This window comes from Stappia sp., from assembly GCF_048268045.1.
Classification (GTDB): Bacteria; Pseudomonadota; Alphaproteobacteria; order Rhizobiales; family Stappiaceae; genus Stappia.
Map to the genome: position 1 here is coordinate 488,500 of NZ_JBLWWG010000002.1, position 18,015 is coordinate 506,514.

At 68.7% G+C, this 18,015-nt stretch carries 16 protein-coding genes and 1 tRNA gene; 9 read left to right on the plus strand and 8 right to left on the minus strand.

Features of this window, described 5'->3' with window-relative positions; all coding sequences use genetic code 11:
• Positions 1-74: 74 nt before the first annotated feature.
• On the plus strand, positions 75-2,990 hold the full coding sequence (locus ACN0WF_RS04820) for an AsmA family protein (protein ID WP_417771642.1): 2,916 nt from the start codon (positions 75-77) through the stop codon (positions 2,988-2,990).
• A gap of 492 nt (positions 2,991-3,482) precedes the next feature.
• On the opposite strand, the gene ACN0WF_RS04825 is transcribed toward ACN0WF_RS04820, so the two are convergent.
• Positions 3,483-5,054 carry a CHAD domain-containing protein gene (locus tag ACN0WF_RS04825; protein ID WP_417771643.1) on the minus strand — a complete coding sequence of 524 codons (1,572 nt, stop codon included), beginning with the start codon at positions 5,052-5,054 and terminating at the stop codon, positions 3,483-3,485.
• A gap of 162 nt (positions 5,055-5,216) precedes the next feature.
• On the opposite strand from ACN0WF_RS04825, the gene ACN0WF_RS04830 reads away from it, so the two are divergent.
• Positions 5,217-5,762: a hypothetical protein gene (locus ACN0WF_RS04830; protein ID WP_417771644.1), complete on the plus strand. Its 546-nt coding sequence runs from the start codon at positions 5,217-5,219 to the stop codon at positions 5,760-5,762.
• A gap of 15 nt (positions 5,763-5,777) precedes the next feature.
• Here ACN0WF_RS04830 and ACN0WF_RS04835 read toward each other — a convergent pair whose 3' ends face one another.
• Positions 5,778-6,455: a class II aldolase/adducin family protein gene (locus ACN0WF_RS04835; protein ID WP_417771645.1), complete on the minus strand. Its 678-nt coding sequence runs from the start codon at positions 6,453-6,455 to the stop codon at positions 5,778-5,780.
• A 125-nt stretch (positions 6,456-6,580) separates the two neighbouring features.
• Positions 6,581-6,667: transfer RNA gene (locus ACN0WF_RS04840), tRNA-Leu, on the minus strand.
• A gap of 158 nt (positions 6,668-6,825) precedes the next feature.
• Between ACN0WF_RS04840 and ACN0WF_RS04845 the strand changes: the two genes are divergently transcribed.
• The 4 genes from ACN0WF_RS04845 to ACN0WF_RS04860 are packed head-to-tail and all read left to right on the plus strand — an operon-like array spanning position 6,826 to position 8,698.
• Positions 6,826-7,404, plus strand: coding sequence for a YqaA family protein (locus tag ACN0WF_RS04845; RefSeq protein ID WP_417771646.1), 579 nt, complete (start codon positions 6,826-6,828; stop codon positions 7,402-7,404).
• A 17-nt stretch (positions 7,405-7,421) separates the two neighbouring features.
• The gene (locus ACN0WF_RS04850; RefSeq protein WP_417771647.1) at positions 7,422-7,934 is read left to right on the plus strand and encodes a disulfide bond formation protein B; all 513 of its coding nucleotides are present in this window, start codon (positions 7,422-7,424) and stop codon (positions 7,932-7,934) included.
• A gap of 30 nt (positions 7,935-7,964) precedes the next feature.
• Complete coding sequence (locus tag ACN0WF_RS04855; RefSeq protein WP_417771648.1) at positions 7,965-8,228, plus strand: hypothetical protein; 264 nt, start codon at positions 7,965-7,967, stop codon at positions 8,226-8,228.
• Between the two features lie 35 nt (positions 8,229-8,263).
• A complete protein-coding gene (locus ACN0WF_RS04860; RefSeq protein ID WP_417771649.1) occupies positions 8,264-8,698 on the plus strand; it encodes a metallopeptidase family protein in 435 nt (144 codons plus the stop codon).
• A 33-nt stretch (positions 8,699-8,731) separates the two neighbouring features.
• Here the strand turns inward: ACN0WF_RS04860 and ACN0WF_RS04865 are convergent, their stop codons facing one another.
• From ACN0WF_RS04865 to ACN0WF_RS04875, 3 genes are all read right to left on the minus strand, one after another.
• Positions 8,732-9,916 (minus strand): NAD(P)/FAD-dependent oxidoreductase, encoded by a 1,185-nt coding sequence (locus ACN0WF_RS04865; protein WP_417771650.1) that lies wholly within the window; start codon positions 9,914-9,916, stop codon positions 8,732-8,734.
• Positions 9,917-10,042: 126 nt separating this feature from the next.
• Positions 10,043-10,378 (minus strand): hypothetical protein, encoded by a 336-nt coding sequence (locus tag ACN0WF_RS04870; protein WP_417771651.1) that lies wholly within the window; start codon positions 10,376-10,378, stop codon positions 10,043-10,045.
• A 135-nt stretch (positions 10,379-10,513) separates the two neighbouring features.
• Positions 10,514-12,502 (minus strand): methyl-accepting chemotaxis protein, encoded by a 1,989-nt coding sequence (locus ACN0WF_RS04875; RefSeq protein ID WP_417771652.1) that lies wholly within the window; start codon positions 12,500-12,502, stop codon positions 10,514-10,516.
• A gap of 194 nt (positions 12,503-12,696) precedes the next feature.
• Between ACN0WF_RS04875 and ACN0WF_RS04880 the strand changes: the two genes are divergently transcribed.
• Positions 12,697-13,590, plus strand: a complete 894-nt coding sequence (locus tag ACN0WF_RS04880; protein ID WP_417771653.1) for a DMT family transporter — start codon at positions 12,697-12,699, stop codon at positions 13,588-13,590.
• Between the two features lie 48 nt (positions 13,591-13,638).
• Here ACN0WF_RS04880 and ACN0WF_RS04885 read toward each other — a convergent pair whose 3' ends face one another.
• Entirely contained in the window at positions 13,639-14,511 is an 873-nt protein-coding gene (locus ACN0WF_RS04885; RefSeq protein WP_417771654.1) for a YihY/virulence factor BrkB family protein, read from the minus strand.
• A 254-nt stretch (positions 14,512-14,765) separates the two neighbouring features.
• Here ACN0WF_RS04885 and ACN0WF_RS04890 point away from each other — a divergent pair, with 254 nt between their 5' ends.
• Positions 14,766-16,448 carry an acyl-CoA dehydrogenase family protein gene (locus ACN0WF_RS04890; protein WP_417771655.1) on the plus strand — a complete coding sequence of 561 codons (1,683 nt, stop codon included), beginning with the start codon at positions 14,766-14,768 and terminating at the stop codon, positions 16,446-16,448.
• 160 nt (positions 16,449-16,608) lie between these two features.
• On the opposite strand, the gene ACN0WF_RS04895 is transcribed toward ACN0WF_RS04890, so the two are convergent.
• A complete protein-coding gene (locus tag ACN0WF_RS04895) occupies positions 16,609-17,130 on the minus strand; it encodes a GNAT family N-acetyltransferase (protein WP_417771656.1) in 522 nt (173 codons plus the stop codon).
• 432 nt (positions 17,131-17,562) lie between these two features.
• On the opposite strand from ACN0WF_RS04895, the gene ACN0WF_RS04900 reads away from it, so the two are divergent.
• Entirely contained in the window at positions 17,563-17,937 is a 375-nt protein-coding gene (locus tag ACN0WF_RS04900) for a DUF2794 domain-containing protein (RefSeq protein ID WP_417771657.1), read from the plus strand.
• Positions 17,938-18,015 lie beyond the last annotated feature (78 nt).

Sequence of the window (18,015 nt, forward strand, 5' to 3'; positions counted from 1 at the left end):
AAGCAGCGTCTTCGGCCATGCTGTCGACATGCTTTGTCGTAAACTGGCGGCTGATTCGATGATGGGGTGTTTGCGTGAAAAGGCTTGCGATTGGTGTTGTCGGCGGTCTCGTGGCGTTGTTGGCGCTGGCGATGGTCGTGCCGCTGCTGTTGCCGAAGGATGCCATCCGGGCCGAGCTGATCGCGCAGATCGAGGCCCGCACCGGCTGGCACCTGCGGCTCGACGGGGCGGTCGGCCTGTCGCTGCTGCCGGGCTTGCGCATGACCGCCAGCGACGTCGGCGTCGCTGGGCCGGACGGCATGGAGTTCCTGCGCGTCGGCGAGGTCGACTTCGGTCTCGCCTGGGGCACGCTCTTCGGCGGGTCGGCGAAGCTCACCCACATCGCGCTCGACAGGCCGCAGGTGCAGGTCGGCGGCGACGCCGGCACGGAAGCCGTCAAGGCGGCGGAGGGCTTTCCGCTCGACCGCTGGAGCGCGGCGACCGAGGCGATTTCCGAAAGCAATTCCGAGGCCGCGCGGTCCGAGCGACCCGGCGCGGTCGAGACGGCGGATGAGGGCCGGGCGGCGGAAGCGGCCGGCGGCGCGGCGATGCTGGCGCGCATCGGCGTCGACAGGCTCACCGTTACCAACGGCACTCTGGTGATCGGTTCGGCCGAGGGCGGTCAGCGGATCGAGAAGATCGACATGCAGGTGTCGCTGCCCTCGCTCGCCGGGCCGATGGACCTTTCCGGCAGCTTCGTCCACCGCGGCGTCGAGATCGAGGTGGCCGGCGACATCGCGGCGCCCCTGGCGCTGGCGGAAGGCGAAGCCAGCGGCGTCGAACTGACGCTGACGGGTGCCGGCGTCACGGCCGGCGTCACCGGTGATGCGTCGATGTCGGGCGAAAGCAATCTCAGGGTTTCGGCCGAGGGCGCGGCGCTGGGCGAGACGCTTGCCGTCTTCGGCGTCGCCACCGGCCCAGAACCCGGCTCCTTCGGCATGACGGCGCAGCTTCGCCTGACAAGGAACGCGGTCGACGTCGCCGGGCTGACGGCCAGGCTTGGCGAGGCGCAGCTTCGTGGCGACGGCCGCGCGGATCTTTCCAGCGGCGAGCCGGCCGTCGAGGCGCGGCTGGCGCTTGCCGACGCAAGCCTGTCGAACCTTCTTGCCCTTGCCGGGCGAAGCGAGGAAGCGCGCGGCACGCTGGCGGGTGACGTGCGCCTGTCGGCCTCGGGCAGCGACATGGCACGGCTCATGGGCACGCTCGACATTGCCGGCAAGCTCAGCCTCGCCGGCGGCGGCATCTCCGGACTGGCGCTGCCGGCGCCGCTTGGCGACGATCCGGCGGCCTCGAAGATCGAGAACCTGGCGCTGGCCGTCAGCTTCTCCGGTCTCGATGCGCCGGTGACGCTGAACGGTGGGCTGACATGGCGTGGCGAGGCGTTCCGCGTCGACGGATCGGCGACGCCGGCGCTGATGATGGCGGGCATGCCGGCCCCGACCTCGCTGCGGATTTCCGGCAGCCGGGTGACGCTGGGCTATGAGGGCGCCTTCTCGCCGGCCAGCGGCCTCGACGGCGACGTCGTCGTCGAGACGGCCGATCTGCGCGGTCTTGCCGGCTGGCTCGGCATGCCTCTTTCCGGCGACGGCGGGCTGAAGCGCTTTGCGTTTTCCGGCAAGCTCGACACGAGCGAGACGGCCGTCAGCTTCCGCCAGGCGCATATCCGGCTCGACGAGACCACGGGCACGGGCGAGGGCACGCTGACGCTCTCCAGCCCGCCGAAGCTCACCGGCACGCTCGCCCTCGACCGGCTGGCGGTCGATCCCTACATGCAGGCCGCACGCAGCGGCGGCATCGAGTCCGCGCCGCGCGTGCCCGGCGCGGAAGGCAGCGGCTGGAGCCGCGCCCCCATCGATCTCTCCGGCCTCAAGGCCTTTGCCGCCGACCTCGACCTGACCGCCAAGGCGATTTCCTGGGATGGTGTCGAGGTTGGCCCGAGCCGGCTCAAGGTGGTGCTTTCCGGCGGCAAGCTTGAGGCGACGCTGGCCGAAATGGCGCTTTACGGCGGTTCCGGCAAGGGGCGGCTCATGCTCGACGGCGGCGGCGCGGTGCCGGAGCTCGCTGCGTCCTTCGATCTTGCCGGCGTCGGCGGCCGCAGCCTGCTTGCAGCCCTTGCCGGCTTCGACTGGATCGACGGCGAACTCACCGTCGGCACGGATCTCGTCGCGCGCGGCACCAGCACCTTCGAGCTGGTCTCGAGCCTGGCCGGCACGGCGCGCTTCGACTTCGCCAACGGCTCGATCCGTGGCATCAACATTCCGCGCATGGTGCGCGGGCTGACCGTCGACACCCTGCTTGGCTGGGCGTCGAACCCGGAACAGAAGACCGACTTCTCGGCACTGGGCGCGGGCTTCGAGATTGCCCGTGGCATCGCCACCTCGGATGATCTGGCGCTGGTCGGGCCCTTGGTGCGCATGACCGGCTCGGGCCGCATCGACATGCCGGAGAAACTGCTCGACTGGCGGCTGGAGCCGCGCGTGGTGGCGACGCTCGAGGGCGCGCCGCCGGTGCCGCTCGGCAAGGGCGAGAGCCATGCGCTGGAAGGGCTTGGCGTGCCGGTGATCGTGCGCGGCCCCTGGGCCCGGCCGCAAATCTATCCGGATATCCAGGGCATTCTCGAAAACCCGCAAGCCGCGCTGAAGCAGCTCGACGGCTTTGGCGGCGGCCTGGTCAAGGCGCTGTCGTCGGCGCGCGAGAGCGGCAAGGGCGGCGGATCCGTCGGCGACGCGCTGACCAACGCCGCGAACGACGCCATCGGTCGCGCCACCGGCGGCTCCACCCATATCGACGTGCAGAAGGTGATCGACGGCGAGGTCGACGACCAGGAGGTGCTCGATGCGGTGGAGCAGGGCTTCGGCCTGCCGCAGGGCTTCCTCGGCTCGCTCGGCGGCCGGAAAAAGCAGCCGCGAGACAGCGGCGGAACCGCGACGCCGGCGCAACCGAGCCCCTGATCCGACGAGCGCCGGCGGCAAAACAGCGGCGCGGCCAGCCTCCGATCAGGCCGAAGGCAGGCCGCACGCCCGCGCTGGCGCGGGGTGCGCCGGGATTCGTTCTCCTCGGCGTCATCCCGGGCTTGACCCGGGACCCACTCCACGTCGCGGCATGCGGGGCGGGGGCCGGTTCGTCCGCAGCGGTCCGCATGCCCGGTGTCTTGACCGCCAGCGCTCGGGGATCCAATAGGCCCCGGGTCAAGCCCGGGGTGACGGCGGTGCGGGAGGCGCGGTCGGTCTGTGCCGGGGGGCGCCCGTGCGGGCCGCTTGTGTCGAGGGCGGCCTGTTGTCGGGGCGAATGGGTTGCAGGTGGGCGCAAGGGGCCCGTCTTGTGTCTGCGGAACGTGCTGAGCCGCTGCCCTCGCCTGACGGCTTCTCACTCACGCCCGGCCGCTGGGCTCTCCTGCCCGGCTGGCGCGCACTTCTGCTTGGCCATCTCGCTTGGCGGGGGCGTCAGGATTTCCAGAAACGGTCGGCGGCGCGGGTGTCGTCCCACAGGGCGCGGGCGTCTTGCCAGGCGCGGGCGGCGCGTGCCTCGTGCCAGCCGAGAACGAAGCCGGCGGCGAGTGCGCGGTCGGCGTCGCCCCCGGCCGTCTCGCCGACCAGCCGCACGAGGCCACGCGCCATGGCGACATCGTTGAGATAGCCGAAGACATCCTGCAGCCGCTTCAGCTTCGACAGGAAGGGCTTCATCGTCTTGCGCTGGAACAGCGGGCGGTAGAACTCCAAGGTGTAGCGCAGCTTCTTCAGCGCCTTGCGCATGTCGTGGCGTTCCTCGAGGTCGAGATCGTCGATGCGCGCGCCGAGGCGGGCGGCCGCCTTCCAGCGCTTGTGCATGGCGCGCGCGGCGAACTCGCGCGCCGGCATCCGCCAGGCGTCGTCGATTTCCGGACCGAGGGCGGCCACCGCCCGCGCCCGCCAGCCCTCACCCTCGGCGAGACGCGCGAGGGCGAAGACAAGAGCGTTGACCTGCACGCCCTCGAGCGCGGCGCGGACCTCTCCGCGCACCTCGATGCGCCGGGCGGCGATGGTTTCCGCAAGCGCCCGGGCTGGAACCTCATCGGGCGCTTCGGCAAGGGCGGGAGCCAGGATATCGGTCGCCAGCACGTCAAGGTCGCGCAGGGCGCCGACCGTCGTGGCAAGCGCGCGGGCGGCGTTGTCGAGCGCCTCGCGCGTCGGCGGGTCAAGCAGCCGGGCGTGGATCTTGAGCGCGCTGCGCAGACGCCGCAGGCCGATGCGAAGCTGGTGCGGGGCCTCGGGCGCCTCGCCGGCGAGCACGGCGTCGCGGTTGGCGGCGATCTGCGTCAGGCAGGAGCGCAGGATGGCGCGAAAGGCGCTCTCGGCGGTGTCCCCGGTGGTCAGCGCCACGTCGTCGGCCTTGAGAGGGGCCGGCTGCGGCAGGCCGCCATCCAGAAGCGCATAGCCGCGCCCGGCCTTGCTCATCGGCGACAGGCGCGCGCGGTCCAGTCCCGGAAGTGCCGAGGCAAGGTCGAACAGCGCCTCGACGGGGCCGGCCATCAGCTCGAACTCGGCCTCGAACAGCGGATGGGCGCTGGCGCCCGCGTGGATTTCCCCGGCATCGAGCGCCAGTTCGATCTCGGTGTTTTCACCTGCGGAAAAAACCCGCGTCGTGCGGGTCATGCGGGTCTCGAAAACCTGATCGAGCGGCGCGCCGTCGATGAGCTTCCAAAGCCCCTCACGCACCGTTTCGTCGGCAATGCGGGTCAGGTCGGGAACAGGGGCGGCGACCTCGACCTCGTATTCGCGCGGTCGCGACAGGCCGGCGACGACGCCGGTGCCCGCTTTCACAGTCTGGATCCAGTCGTTGCCGATCCTGCGCACCCGAAGCGACCATTTCGCGCGTTTCAGCGCCAGGTCGGGGGTGTCGAAATAGATCGACGCCAGCGGCCGCGTCACGGCTCGTGCCACCGAGAAACCGGCCGGTGCGGCAGCTTTCTTCAGGCGCTGCAGGTCGGCCTTGTCCAGTTCGAGCTTGAGCTCGGTCTCTTGGGTTTTCTCGGTCATGCCAATGCTCTAGCCGGTTTTCCGGGGGCTGTCCAGAAAAGCGCGCTGAGTGCGCTTTGCTTTGCCGGCTACCGGCGGGCCGCTGCGTCAGCACGCTCGCGCGCCGGCGCTGCCGGTGCTAGGCTGATAGCCAGGACGCAGGCGATGCGGGAGAGCCGCGCCATGGCGGCTGTGGTCGAATTCGAGAAAACGCGGGGGTTTCGTGTCGCGGCGGGCGCATTGGTGCTGGCGCTGGCGCTCATCGCCGTGACGGTGATCGTCTACCAGCGCGCCCATCAGCAGGCGCTGACCCATGTCCGCATCGCCGGTGGCGGCTTTCTCGTCTACTACAGGCTCGGCGAGATCCGCGCCGGCATCACCGTGCTGGTGCAGAAGGCGACGACGTCGCAGTCGCGGATCGTGGCGACATTCGAGGATCCGGCCGGGGGCGCGGACATCGTGCTTGAGCGGCGCATTCGCCACGGGCTGACCCGCTACGGCCTCGAGACGCCGGCGGTTCATGGCGTGGTCAAGGACCAGCCCTATCGGGTCAGGGTCGACCTCTACGACTATGGCGGGACAACGCCACTCGAAACCCACGAAACGACGATCCGCAGCGATGTCGACCCGGCGCGGGTGCCGGACCGGCCGCTCACGATCGGGCCTGGCTACAACCGCGCGCCGGCGCCGGAAGGGCAGCGGCGGCAGGAGCCGGCATCCGCGCCCTGAGGCGCGAGGCTTGGGTCAATCTGAAATCGGTTTGCGCTCCGGCTGCTTGCCATAGGTGGCAAAGCGCTCGATGACCTCCGCCATCTCCGCCTCCGACAGAATCACCGGCGTGCCGGTCTGGCAGGCGACGGTGTACTGGTGGCAGAGCGCCTCGACCTCACCGGCCAGCCACAGCGCCTTTTCCAGCGTCGGGCCGAAGCAGATCTGGCCATGGTTGGCGAGCAGGCAGGCGCTGCGACCGGCAAGCGCTGCCAGCATGTGGTCCGACAGTGCCTGGGTGCCGAAGGTCGCGTAGTCGGCGCAGCGCAGCGTCGCGCCGCCGGCGACGGCGATCATGTAGTGGAACGGGGGAATGTCGCGGCGCAGGCAGGACACCGCCGTGGCGTGGGTCGAATGCACATGAACGACGGCACCGGCCTGTGGGTGCGCGGCGTAGATGTCGTGGTGCATGCGCCATTCCGAAGAGGGAACCCAGTTGCCGGAATGGCTGCCGTCCGGCGCCATGGTGACGATCTGGTCGGGCGTCATCGCCGCGTAGGCGACGCCGGAGGGGGTGATCAGGTAGCCGTCCCCGACGCGCACCGACACATTGCCGGAGGTGCCCTGGTTGAGGCCGGAGGCGTTCATCGCGAGACAGGTGTCGATCACCGCCTGGCGGAGGTCGGGGTGCGCGGCGGAGGCGGTCGGGGCCATGGGCGGGGTCCGTTGCAGGGGCCTGCACCCGGGCCGGAACGGCGTCGACGCCCGGAACGGAACCGGAAACAGGCGTGGAGAACAGCATCGCGGCGCGCCGGCGCTCTGCCTGGCCTGCCGTCATGTGGTGCCCCCGGTCCGACTCGAACGGACACTCCGGTTAGGGAAACGGATTTTGAATCCGTCGCGTCTACCAATTCCGCCACGGGGGCATTCGGCGCGGAGGCCGCTCCGCACGAACGGGCGCGATCATAGCCAAGGCGCTTCTTGCGTCAATTGAAACATCGGGCTTTCGCGACATGCCCGCGGACGCGGGCGCGGGCGCGCGGAAACGGATGACAAGCGCCCCGCAAGCGGCTAATCAGCGGGGATGTTGCGCCGCCTCTACGACTGGACCATGTCGCTTGCCTCGGGACGCCGCGCGCCGCTGGCGCTCGGGGCTGTGTCGTTCGCGGAAAGCTCGTTCTTTCCGATCCCTCCGGACATCCTGCTGATCCCCATGGTGATCGCCCGGCGCGGCAAGGCCTTCGCCTATGCGGCGCTGTGCACGGTGACCTCGGTCGTCGGCGGCGCGGCCGGATACGCCATCGGCGCCTTCCTGTTCCTGCAGCTCGCCGAGCCGATCCTCGACTTCTACGGATATCTCGACAAGTTCGAGCTGTTTCGCGAGCAGTTCAACGATTATGGCGCCTGGATCGTCTTCATCGCCGGCGTAACGCCCTTCCCCTACAAGGTTATCACCATTGCCAGTGGCGCGACGGGGCTCGACTTCGCCGTGTTCATGCTGGCGAGCGTCTTTGCCAGAGGGTTGCGTTTCTTCATCGTTGCGGGCCTGCTCTATCTGTTCGGACCGTCGATCCGCGACTTCATCGAGAAGCGGCTGGGGCTCGTGTTCACCGTTTTTGTCGTGGGGTTGGTCGGGGGCTTTGTCGTGATCAAGTATCTGTGACGAAAAGGATCCCGGACATGGATTCCGCACGCAAGTCCGCGATGGCGGCGCTTCTTCTGGTTCTGGCCGGCGGACTGGCCGCCATTCTCGGTGCCTGGGGCTTCCAGCTCATCGGCGGCTATGCGCCCTGCAAGCTCTGTCTCGAGCAGCGGGTGCCCTATTACATCGGCCTTCCGGTGGCGCTCGTGGCGCTGGCGCTTGTCGCCAGGGGGCGGGTGCGCGGGCTGACCGCGTTGCTGCTCGTTGTCGTCGCGGCGATCTTTGCCTATGGCGCGGGGCTTGGTGTCTATCAGGCCGGTGCCGAATGGGACTTCTGGGCGGGACCTTCCGACTGCGGCGGCGGCGCGGCGATCCCGGGATCGGCCGCCAACATGCTGAACGCGCTGAAGTCGACCCGCGTGGTGAGCTGCACCGAGGCGAGCTGGCGGATGTTCGGCCTGTCGTTCGCCGGATGGAACGCGGTCGTTTCGGCCGGGCTCGCGGTTCTGGCGCTGTTCGCGCTGGTTCGCGGCCGGCGCGCGGCCGGCTGAAAACCAGCGAGACGGCGGGGAGGGGCGGCGATGAGCGAGAACAAGGACGGCGGCGGAGGAGATCACGCGCGTGCGCGCGAGGCCTTGCGCCAGCGCGAGGCCGAGATCGCCCTTGGACGGGCGGAGCGCGAGAGCGAGACGGTGCTGCGCGCCGGGTTCGCCGGGGCGTCGCGGTCAGGAGCCGGCGACGACGCGAACGACCCGGTCGTCAGGCTCGGCCGCAAGATCGGGCGCACGGCCGGGGCCGTCTTCGCCGTGGGGCTCGTGATCTACCTGATCGCGACCTATCTGTGAGCGGTGGAGCGAAACGGACGAAGCGGGAGCTATAGATGGGATCGAGCGAGAGACTGCCGAGGCCGGTCGACTGGTCGGGCATGCTAGCGCCGGGCCTTGCCGATTTCGAGGTCATGGCGCGCGACGCCTTCGCCTCGCTGCCGGAGGGGTTTCGCGCGCTCTGCGGCGAGATCGAGATCCGGGTGGCGGATTTCGGCGACGACGATGCGCTCGACAGCCTCGGCATCGAGGACCCCTTCGACCTGATGGGGCTGTTCGAGGGCGTCGGTCTGGCGCAGGGCGGGGGCGCGAGCTGGAGCGGGCGCATGCCCAACCGGGTCTGGCTCTACCGCCGCGCCATCCTCGACTACTGGACCGCCTACGAAGAGCCGCTCGGTGACATCGTCGCCCATGTGCTGGTGCACGAGATCGGCCATCATTTCGGCCTGAGCGACGAGGACATGGAAGAGATCGAGGCGGCGGCCGAGTAGGCCGCCGTCTTCTTTCTTTCCGGCTGATGCGGATCAGGCGGCGGGCAGCAGGTCCTCGCGGAACTGCGAGCCGATCGCCCGGCGCGCCATCATGTGCGAGCGCGGGTGGTTGATGCTGTCGACCGCGATCAGCCGACCTTCCTTCAGATAGGCGACGAAGAAGCTGCCGGAGGCCGGGTCGCCGAAGGTGCGGGCGTCGTCATAGTCCTGCGACAGGCCGGCGATCTGCAGCTTGGTCTTGTACTGATCGGACCAGAACCACGGCACCGGGTCGTAGTCGACCTCGCCGCCGAGCAGGGTGGCGGCGACCGCCTTGCCCTGGTCGATGGCATTCTGCACGCTCTCCAGCCGGACCGAGCGACCGTAGAGGGTGGAGAAGAAGCGGGTGCAGTCGCCGGCGGCGAAGATGTCCGGGTCGGAGGTGCGTCCCGCGCCGTCGACGAGGATGCCGTCGTCGGTTTCGAGGCCGGCGGCCGTCGCCAGCTCGTCGTTCGGCACCGCGCCGACGGCCACCAGCACCATGTCGCAGGCCAGTTCATGCCCGTCGGCGAGCGTCACCGCGCGAACGCGGTCGTCGCCGGTAAAGCCGGCAACGCCGGTTTCGAGCCGCAGTTCTACGCCGTTGTCGCGGTGCATCCGGTCGAACCAGGCGGAGACGCCGGGCGTGACGACGCGCTTCATCACCCGGTCCTGAGCCTCGACCACCACCACCTCGTGGCCCATGGCGCGCGCGACCGCGGCGACCTCCAGGCCGATATAGCCGGCGCCGACGATGGCGATGCGGCCCGGGGTGGCAAGAAGCGGGCGCATGGCCTCGATGTCGGAGATCTTGCGCAGCGTGACAACCCCGGGGAGCGAGGCTCCGGGAAGGGGAATGGTGCGCGGCCGGGTGCCGGTGGCGATCACCAGCTTGTCGTAGGAAACGCTCTCGCCGTCCTCCAGCGCGACGGTTTTCGCCGCCCGGTCGATGGCGGTCACGGGGGAGGCGAAGCGGCAGTCGATCTCGTTCTGGGAATAAAAGGCGGAGGGACGCAGGTGCAGGCCCGCGTCGTCAATCTCGCCGGACAGGTGCTTCTTGGAGAGCGGCGGGCGCTGGTAGGGCGGATGTGCCTCGTCGCCGATGAGGGTGAGGCGACCGGTGTAGCCGCCGGTGCGCAGCGAATGGGCGATTTGCGCCCCGGCCTGACCGGCCCCGACAATGACGATGCTGTCGGCCATTCTATCCCCGTCTTGCATGTTGCGACCGGCCGGACGTAGCACGCAGCGAAGGCCGCGCCAAGGCCGCAGCATGGCGTTGCGCGGGCAGGGCAAGGGCGGAAGGCACCTGGGCCTCCCGCCTGAAGATCATTCGTGGATCGTGTAGGAATCGATCTCGCAGAAATCCTGGGAGTCCGTGGTGGTATCCAGATCGGAGCCGTCCTCGAACTCGAATTTCATGTCGTATTCGCAGACCTCCCGCCCGTCGGCGATGGTGATCTTGATGCTTTCGCCGGGAGCCAGCACGTCGCGCCCGAACACGTCGTCTTCCCAGTTCTCCACGCCGACGGGAGACGTGTAGAAGTGGGTCAGAACGGAATTCGTTCCGTTCTTGAGCGTGAAAACGAGATCTTCGGCCTGTGCGGGGGCCGATACGCACATGACAACTGCCGACGCCGCCAGGGCGAAGTTGAGCTTTCTCATATTACCACCTGCGAGAAGAGAGGCGCGCCAATCGCGCACTCTTCTCTATCCCAGGACGAGGCCGATCTGAAGCGTGTCGCGAGGCAGGCCAGGGTCTGTGCACAGGTGCCGATCTTGCGCGCCGAGCGTGCGTGTTCAGGCGGCGCGCACGTCCTTCAGGAAGACCGCGATTTCCGCGCGCAACACCCGAGCCTGGTCGGCGAGCGTGCCGGAGAGCTCGCCGACACGGGTGCCGGTGCCACGTGCATGCTCAGTCGCGCCGGAGACGCGCTCCATCGCCGCCGCGCCGGCGCCGGAGCGTTCCGAGGCGCGCGCCGTGTTCTGCACGATGGCGTCGAGCGCCTGGCTCTGTTCCTCGACGGAGACGGAGACCGCCCCGGCGATGTCGCTCATCTCGCCGATGACGGTTTCCACGTCGCCGATGGCGCTGACGGCGGTGGCGGAGGCAAACTGGATCGCCTCCACCTGCTGGGCGATGTCCTCGGTCGCCTTGGCGGTCTGGCCGGCGAGGTCCTTGACCTCGGCCGCGACGACCGCGAAGCCCCGGCCGTGCTCACCGGCGCGCGCCGCCTCGATGGTGGCGTTGAGGGCGAGGAGGTTGGTCTGGTTGGCGATCTCGCGAATGAGGCTCATGACCTCGCCAATGCGGTCGGCCGTGCGGGAGAGCTCGGTCATCGAGCTTCCGGTCTCGCGCGCGCTGGTCACGGCCCTGCCGGCGACGTCGGTGGAGCGTCGCGCCTGCGCGGCGATCTCGGCGATGGAGGCGTTGAGTTCTTCCGAGGCGGAGGCGGCGGAGGTCACATTGTCGGTGGCGATCCGCACGGCGTTGCCGGCCTCGCCAACTTCCTCGGCGGCGCGGCCGGTGGCCTCGCCGAGCGCGCCGGATGCGTCGGCCAGCGCGTCGGCCGCCTCGTCGAGGCGGGCAAGGACTGCGCTGGCGGTGTCCTCGAAGCCGGAAATCATGGTCTCGAGCCGTCCCATGCGGGCCTCTCGGCCGGCGCTTTCCTGCTCGCGCGCGGCCGTCAGCCGTTCCCGGTCGAGGGCATTGTCGCGGAACACGGCGACGGACGCGGTCATGGCGTCGAATTCGGTGCGCCCGGCGGCGTGCGGCAGGTCGATGTCGGTCTCGCCCTGTGCCAGCCGGTCCATCGCCTTGCGCAGAACGGCCAGCGGGCCGGCGATCGAGGTGCCGATGAGAAGGCCGGCGACCAGCAGCATCGCGACCATGGCGACCATGATCGCGGTCATCACCGTCGAGGCGAGAGCGCGATTGCCGGCAAGATCAGCGTTCGCCGCGGCAAGGCCGGCGGCGGCGGCGGCGCGAAGTTCGGCCAGATAGGGCGGCAGCACGTCGAAATGCGCCTCGAGCCGCTCGGTGATCGCGCCGCGCGTCTTGTCGTCGGCGACAAGCACGTCAATGGCCTTGCGGAAGACGGCGAACGTGGCGGCGAGGTCGTCCTTCGTCGCCTGTTCGAACGCGGCGCGGGCAAGGGAGCGCTCGAAACGGCCGGCGGTCACCTCGAAGGCGCCGATGGTGACGTCGTCCATGTGCAGGATCGCCGCCTTCCCGGCGCGGGCCATGTCGACCACGGCGAAGGCGAGCTTGTCGTTGGCCGGGTTGCGGGCGAAGCGGGCTTCCTTCTGGATGCGGGTGACGAGATCGTGGTCGGCGCGCGCAAGCGTCGCCAGCGCACCGGCGTCGGTGTCGGGATCGGCGTCGGCGAGCCCGAGGCGCTGCTGCACCGCGTGCAATTCGCCGTAAACCTGCCCGATCTCGCCGACGACGGAGGACACCTTGTCGATCTCCTCCGCGTAGGGCCTTGCCGCCGGCCGGGCCGCGAGTTCGGCGATCTGCGCGCGGGTCCGGGCGATCCCGTCCTGGAACTCCTCGAACCGGGCGGCGGTCGGCGCGCCGAGGTAGGCCTTCTCGATCATGCGCAGATTTGCAGATGCGGTCTCAAGCGCCGCGACATCGCTGGCAAGGCCGGTGAAGCCGTCGGCGCGGGCGAAGGCTGCCTCGACGCTTTCCTGGCTCCACCAGAACACGCCACCGATGGCGGCAAGGCCGGCCATGGTGATGGCAATGAGCAGGAAAATCCTGATGCGGACGGTCAGTCGAGCCACTATGGTGGCGGCCCCTGCGAGAACGTTCAATCTCGTCACACCCAAATCCTCGCGGTCGGGAATTCAATCTCGACAGAACTGTGCGTCTTGAATATTGCCATTGCTTTAATCCTGCCGATCAAATCGGCAACAGCGGAGCTTGGCAGTTTTTAATTATCGGCCGCTACGTCAAATAAAACAGGACCTTATTTTCCTTGCGTAACCTGATCACAAAGATAGCTCCCGGAATCTTCGTTCTGCTGTGGTCGACCGGTTTCATCGGCTCGAAGCTCGGCGCGCCCTATATCGAGCCCTTCACCTTCCTCACGGTCCGTTTCCTGCTGGTGCTGCCGGTGCTCGTCTGCCTTGCCGTCGCGTTCCGCGTGACATGGCCGCGCACGGGGCGTGGCTGGCTGCACGGGCTGGTCGCTGGCGTGCTCATTCACGGCGTCTATCTGGGCGGCGTCTTCTATGCCATCGCCCATGGCATGCCGGCGGGCATCACGGCGCTGGTGCTGGGCCTGCAGCCGCTGATGACGGCGCTGCTCGCCGGGCCGATGCTGGGCGAGCGGGTTAGCGGGCGTCACTGGGCGGGGCTGGCCGTCGGCGCGGCGGGGCTGGTGCTGGTGATGGGGCCGAAGCTCGGCGCGGTCGCCTCGGGGCTGAGCGTGGAAAACATCGGCATCTGCCTTCTCGCGGTCGCCGGCATTGCCTTTGGTACGGTCTATCAGAAGCGCTTTGCCGGCGGCGTCGATCTCGTCGCGGGGACGGCGATCCAGTATGTCGGCGCGCTTGCCGTGGTCGCGCCACTGTCGCTTGCCGAAAGCTGGCAGATCACCTGGTCGGGAGAGCTGCTGTTCGCGATGGCCTGGCTGGTGCTGGTGCTCTCGCTCGGCGCGATCCTGCTGCTGATGGTGCTGATCCGCGAGGGCAGCGCCGCCAAGGTGGCGAGCCTGTTCTACCTGGTGCCGGTGGCGACCGCGGTGGAAAGCTACCTTCTCTTTGGCGAGACGCTGGTGCCGCTGCAGATCCTGGGCACGGGGCTCGTCGTCGCGGCGCTGCTGATGATCCGCGAAAGGCGCATCGGCACGCGCCGCGCGCCGGCGTGAGCCACGCCCTCGCCGTATCCCGGGCCGCGGTGTCCGGGATACGGTGTTTCAGGGCGCGGGGGCGAGGCGGGTCTTGGCCCGCTCGCGCCGCCAGCGCAGGATCGCGGCGTTGAATTCGCCGCCGAAGACGAAGCATAGCGACACGAGGTAGAGGAAGACGAGCGCTGTCATCACGCCGGCAAGACCGGCGTAGGTGGAAACATAGTTGGCGAAGCTCGCCAGATAGGCGCCGAAGGCCGCGCCCGAGGCCAGCCACAGCGCCAGCGTGACGCCGATGCCGGGCAGCACGTCGATGAGGCGCATCCGTCCGGCGGGCAGGACCAGATGCACCGCGAGAAGGCCGCCGAAGGTCATCAGCGTGGCGATGACGTAGCGCGACAGGTTGAGCCTGGAGATGAAGGCCTCGAGCACCGGGGCGGCGGCCACAGCCGCCTTGATGGCCAGCGGAGCGAGCACGATCATGAAGCCGAAGACGATCAGCACGATGGAGCCGACGAGGACGCCGACGATCGCCAGCAGCCGCAGCCGGAAATAGCCGCGCCATTCCAGCACGCCATAGGCGCGGTTCAGCGCCACCCGCAGCGCGTCGACGCCATTGGCGGCGAACCACAGGGTGACCGCGATGCCGAAGGTCAGCGCGTCGCCGCGCGGCTCGGTCAGCACGACGCGGATTTCCCTGGCGATGGGGCCGGCCACCTGCTTCGGCCAGGTGTCGAACAGCAGCGCGGTGATCCTGTCGGCCATGTCGGCCATGCCGAGAAAACCGGTGAGCGCGGCCACGAAGATCAGAAATGGAAACAGCGCCAGAAGCGAGGACAGCGCGACGTGGCTCGCCAGCGCGAAGCCATCGTCGTTGGTCATGTGGCTGACCGCATCCCACAGGATGGTGGCGGCCGCACGCAGGGGGGCAAAAACGCGCATGCAACGGCTTTTGAAGCGCCGGACCGGTCTCGTCAAGGCGGTGCGGCCGGCCGTGCCGGCCAAACCGTCGGGCGCGCAACAAAGTTTCTCGAAGCCTTCGTCAATTGGAGGATTGCTTCGCGGCGTCGGCGCGATATTGTGTGCGCTGCACCATCGCGGAGGGCGGTGCAGCACCAGCGGCATCGGCGAACCGGGCCGCGAGCGGACATGCGTTGCGGCGCGACGATCGCCGGGCGGTGAGAGGGAGTGAGAGGATGCACAGTGCCGGACAGGCCGGGAACGCCGCCGACAGGCCGATGGAGACGCTGACGGCGGAGGCTGTCGGCGCGGTGTCGGATCTTCTCGAGCTGGCGGTGGAGCGCGTACGCGCCCGTGTCGTCGAGAACGGCCGGATCTCGGGCGAGGCGATGGAGCGCGAGCAGCGTGCCGCCCATGGTCTTGCCTGGCTTGCCACCTATGTGAGCGCGCTGCGGCAGCTCGACGCCTATGCCGGCCGGCTGCGGGAGGCGGGTCGTTTCGGCGCGACGGAAGATTGCATCGTCCGCCTCGCCTTCGCGGAATATCTGGCGCAGATCTTCGGCGGCATCCCGATGAACCAGGGCGAGACCGTGCGTCTTGCCGATCTCGGCATCTCGCGCGGCGAGGCGGCCGGCTTCGAGACGGATGCGGTCGTGACGCTGGTTGCGAGCGGCAACACGGTCGAGGTGCGCGCGCTGCTTGCCGAGCTGATCCGCCAGCAGCAGGGCGTTTCGGTGTTCGGCGCCACGGGGCTCGACGAGACCTACGAGCAGGTGCGCAGCGAGATGCGCCGCTTTGCCTCCGATCGGGTCGAGCCCTTCGCCCATGACTGGCACCTGAGGAACGACTACATCCCGCTCGAGGTGATCGGCGAGATGGCCGACCTTGGGGTCTTCGGCCTGACCATCCCCGAGGAGTTCGGCGGTCTGGGGCTCGGCAAGGAGAGCATGTGCGTGGTTTCTGAGGAGCTGAGCCGCGCGTATATCGGCGTCGGCTCGCTCGGCACCCGCTCGGAAATCGCGGCGGAGCTGATCCTGTGCGGCGGAACGGAGGCGCAAAAGCGGGAGTGGCTGCCGAGGATCGCCACGGGCGAGGTGCTGCCGACCGCCGTCTTCACCGAACCAAACACCGGCTCCGACCTTGCCTCGCTGAAGACGCGGGCCGTGCGCGAGGGGGATGTCTGGAAGATCTATGGCAACAAGACGTGGATCACCCATCCCGTGCGCGCCGACGTGATGACGTTGCTGGCGCGCACCGACCCCTCCGAGCCGGGCTATCGCGGACTTTCGATGTTCCTGGCGACCAAGCCGCGCGGCACGGACGCGGATCCGTTCCCCGCGCCGGGCATGTCCGGCGGCGAGATCGAGGTTCTTGGCTATCGCGGCATGAAGGAATACGAGATCGCCTTCGACGGCTTCGAGGTGGCGCAGGAAAACCTGCTCGGCGGGGTCGAGGGGCAGGGCTTCAAGCAGCTCATGCAGACTTTCGAAGCGGCCCGCATCCAGACCGCGGCGCGGGCTCTTGGCGTCGCGCAGGCGGCGCTCGACCTGGGGCTGCGCTATGCGCAGGAGCGCATCCAGTTCGGCAAGCCGCTGATCGCCTTCCCGCGCGTGTCGGACAAGCTGGCGCTGATGGCGGCGGAACTGATGGCCGCGCGCCAGCTCACGTATTTTTCCGCCTGGGAGAAGGACTCCGGCCGGCGCTGCGATCTGGAGGCGGGCATGGCCAAGCTGCTCGGCGCCCGCGTTGCCTGGGCGGCGGCGGACAATGCGCTGCAGATCCACGGTGGCAACGGCTTCGCGCTGGAATATCAGATCAGCCGGGTGCTTTGCGACGCGCGCATCCTCAACATCTTCGAAGGCGCCGCCGAAATCCAGGCGCAGGTGATCGCGCGGCGTCTGCTCGACGGGCGCGACTGAGCCGGCAGGCGACGCAAAGGACTGAGAGCCGGCAGGCGAAGCAAAGGGCTGAGAGCCGGCAGGCGATGCCAAAGGGCTGAGTTGGCGGACGGCCGCAGGCACGGGACGGGCGGTCGTCCGTCTCGTCAACCGCAAGTGCTGGGGGCCTTGCGGGAGATCGTCAGGTCAGATCGTCGGGGAACCAGCCGAAGACGGTGAGGTCGAGCGCGGTCTGGGCGATGCGCTCGCGGCTGGTCATCAGCACCTGGCCGCCGCGGTGGTGGTAGAACCGCACGGCTTCCTCATTGTCACGCACGACCCGGACGGCGAGGCCGGAGAGCCGCGTGCGTTCCAGTGCCGCGCGGGCGGCCTGGAACAGCTCGGTGCCAAAGCCCATGCCTTGGTGGTCGGGCCGCACGTAGAGCTCGTAGATCTCGCCCTCGAAGGGAAGCTCGCGCATGCGACTGCGGCCGAAGGTGGCATAGCCGGCCGGCGTTCCCGCCACATAGAGGACCTTGATGCGGACCCCGCGGGCCAGCGCCGTGCGCCACCATTTCGGCCCGCGCTTGGAGATCATCCGTTCCAGCTCAAGCCCGTCGATGACACCGCGATAGGTCGCCCGCCAGGTCTCCTCATGGATGGTGGCGAGCGCTTCGGCATCATTGTCGCGCGCTGGGCGCAGGGAGGTCAGGCCGAGGGTCATGAGGACATGATAGCGCCGATCGGGCCGCGACAAAAGCTGCGGAAACCACGGTGCGAAATTTTGTCCAGGAGAACAGCGGGGAGGTGGGGAAACGGAAAAGGGCCGGCTCAAGGCCGGCCCTTCCGGTTGCATTCAGTGTCCTGACCGACTGCATGACAGTCGGAGAACCGGATCCTTGTGCCGCGAAACCCCGGGGGGCTGGGGGGCTGTTGCGTTCCGAAGCTCCACGGCGGTTCCTTCTGCAACCATGCTTTTTTCGTCGCTCAAGATGGCGCGGTATGGGCTGCAATGGGGCGAAACTGTGAAATTTGAAGGAGCCGCGAAAACCGGCGGAAACGGCTGAATCCGGGGATTCCAGAACGAGGCTTGCATTGCCGGCGCGGCGCGGCCCATCATGACGGGAGGATGACGCGGCGAAATGCGGGAGGCGCCATGAGCGAGGTCGAGGATGAAACCGCACGACGGGGGGCCGACGGCGCGCCCGACCGGTCGGGACCGGCACCCCTGCCCATCACCGCATTTCACCGGCGCGAGCTCGATCTGATCCTGCGTGTCTACGGACAGAAGGTCGCCGCCGGCGAGTGGCGCGACTATGCGATCGACCATCTGAAGGACCGGGCGGTGTTCTCGATTTTCCGCCGCAGCTCGGAAATGCCGCTCTATCGCATCGAGAAGGTGCCGCGGAACGCGCGTCGACAGGGGGCCTATGCGGTCGTTGGCGTCGGCGGGGCGATCCTGAAACGCGGCGGCGAGCTTGCCCAGGTGTTGCGGGTCTTCGAGAAGAAGCGGCATCTGTCGCTGGTTTGAGGCTTTTTCAGGACATGAAAAAAAGGAAGCGGCGCATGCGCCGCTTCAGGTGTTGCACGTCACGCACGCCGGCCTGAA

Bases quoted from the DNA above. Each gene is read 5' to 3' on its own strand.
- ACN0WF_RS04825 (WP_417771643.1), bottom strand. From the start codon at position 5,054: ATGACCGAGAAAACCCAAGAGACCGAGCTCAAGCTCGAACTGGACAAG.
- ACN0WF_RS04830 (WP_417771644.1), top strand. From the start codon at position 5,217: ATGGCGGCTGTGGTCGAATTCGAGAAAACGCGGGGGTTTCGTGTCGCG.
- ACN0WF_RS04835 (WP_417771645.1), bottom strand. From the start codon at position 6,455: ATGGCCCCGACCGCCTCCGCCGCGCACCCCGACCTCCGCCAGGCGGTG.
- ACN0WF_RS04845 (WP_417771646.1), top strand. From the start codon at position 6,826: ATGTTGCGCCGCCTCTACGACTGGACCATGTCGCTTGCCTCGGGACGC.
- ACN0WF_RS04850 (WP_417771647.1), top strand. From the start codon at position 7,422: ATGGATTCCGCACGCAAGTCCGCGATGGCGGCGCTTCTTCTGGTTCTG.
- ACN0WF_RS04855 (WP_417771648.1), top strand. From the start codon at position 7,965: ATGAGCGAGAACAAGGACGGCGGCGGAGGAGATCACGCGCGTGCGCGC.
- ACN0WF_RS04860 (WP_417771649.1), top strand. From the start codon at position 8,264: ATGGGATCGAGCGAGAGACTGCCGAGGCCGGTCGACTGGTCGGGCATG.
- ACN0WF_RS04865 (WP_417771650.1), bottom strand. From the start codon at position 9,916: ATGGCCGACAGCATCGTCATTGTCGGGGCCGGTCAGGCCGGGGCGCAA.
- ACN0WF_RS04870 (WP_417771651.1), bottom strand. From the start codon at position 10,378: ATGAGAAAGCTCAACTTCGCCCTGGCGGCGTCGGCAGTTGTCATGTGC.
- ACN0WF_RS04885 (WP_417771654.1), bottom strand. From the start codon at position 14,511: ATGCGCGTTTTTGCCCCCCTGCGTGCGGCCGCCACCATCCTGTGGGAT.
- ACN0WF_RS04890 (WP_417771655.1), top strand. From the start codon at position 14,766: ATGCACAGTGCCGGACAGGCCGGGAACGCCGCCGACAGGCCGATGGAG.
- ACN0WF_RS04895 (WP_417771656.1), bottom strand. From the start codon at position 17,130: ATGACCCTCGGCCTGACCTCCCTGCGCCCAGCGCGCGACAATGATGCC.
- ACN0WF_RS04900 (WP_417771657.1), top strand. From the start codon at position 17,563: ATGAGCGAGGTCGAGGATGAAACCGCACGACGGGGGGCCGACGGCGCG.